This is a genomic window from Streptomyces sp. NPDC047453 (genome assembly GCF_040643155.1).
Classification (GTDB): Bacteria; Actinomycetota; Actinomycetes; order Streptomycetales; family Streptomycetaceae; genus Streptomyces.
Window position 1 is genome coordinate 1 of sequence record NZ_JBEYTS010000186.1, and the last position, 1,277, is coordinate 1,277.

At 68.0% G+C, this 1,277-nt stretch carries 2 protein-coding genes; both read right to left on the reverse strand.

The features are described 5' to 3' along the window. A partial coding sequence (locus ABZ818_RS42835; protein WP_361427777.1) for an alpha-amylase family glycosyl hydrolase occupies window positions 1-850 on the reverse strand: 850 nt, incomplete at its 3' end. Beyond that, a partial coding sequence (locus ABZ818_RS42840) for a DUF3459 domain-containing protein (protein WP_361427780.1) occupies window positions 847-1,277 on the reverse strand: 431 nt, incomplete at its 5' end. The genes ABZ818_RS42840 and ABZ818_RS42835, both read right to left, overlap by 4 nt.

Genomic DNA, 1,277 nt, shown 5'->3' on the forward strand with positions numbered 1-1,277 from the left:
TGTGGCATTCGTCGCCGCCGGCGGCGTAGTCGCCGAAGTAGTCGACGACGTCCTCCGGCCACTGGTTCGCCTCCGCCAGCAGCACGGTGTCCGGGAACATCCGGTCGATCTCGCGCCGCACCCGCTTGAGGAAGGCGTGGGACGCGGGCAGGTTCTCGCAGTTGGTGCCCTCTTCGGCGTAGAGGTACGGCACCGCGTCCAGCCGGAAGCCGTCGATGCCCAGGTCCAGCCAGAAGCGCAGGGCGGCCAGGATCTCCTCCTGCACCGCGGGGCTCTCGTAGTTGAGATCCGGCTGGTGGGAGAAGAACCGGTGGAAGTAGTACTGGCCGCGGACCGGGTCGAAGGTCCAGTTCGAGGTCTCGGTGTCGACGAAGATGATGCGGGCGTCCGGATAGCCCCGGTCGTCGTCGGCCCATACGTAGAAGTCGCCGTAGAGGCCGTCGGGGTCCTTGCGGGACTCCTGGAACCACGAGTGCTGGTCGCTGGTGTGGTTCATGACGAAGTCGATGATCACGCGCATGCCGCGCTGGTGGGCGGCGTCGACGAACTCCACGAAGTCGGCGAGGTCGCCGAACTCCGGGAGCACGGCGGTGTAGTCGGACACGTCGTATCCGCCGTCCCTCAGCGGGGACTTGAAGAACGGCGGCAGCCACAGGCAGTCGACGCCGAGCCACTGGAGGTAGTCGAGCTTGGCGGTCAGGCCCTTCAGGTCGCCGACGCCGTCGCCGTTGCTGTCCTGGAAGGAGCGGACGAGGACCTCGTAGAACACGGCACGCTTGAACCACTCCGGGTCCCGGTCCCTGGCCGGGGCGTCCTCGAAGATGTCGGGGACGGGCTCGTTGACAGTCATGGCGCTGGGGGCCTTCCGATCTCGGGAGAGGTGGACGATCGCTGGACATGGAGCACGTGCGCGGGCCGTTCGCCTGGTACCAGGCGTACGTAGTTGGCCCTGCCCCAGTGGTGGGTCTCGCCGGTGAGCTCGTCGCGCACCGGCATCGACTCGTGCCAGTCCAGGCCGAGTTGCGGCATGTCCAACGAGACCGTGGCCTCCTGGGTGTGGTGGGGGTCGAGGTTGGCGACCACGACGACCGTGTCCGGCCCCTCGCTCTTGCTGTACGCGATCACGGCGTCGTTGTCGGTCGCGTGGAAGCGCAGATTGCGCAGGCGGTGCAGCGCGGGGTGGCGGCGGCGGATGTCGTTGAGCCTGGTGACGAGGGGGGCGATGGTGCGGCCCTCGCGTGCGGCGGCTGCCCAGTCGCGGGGTTTGAGCTGGTACT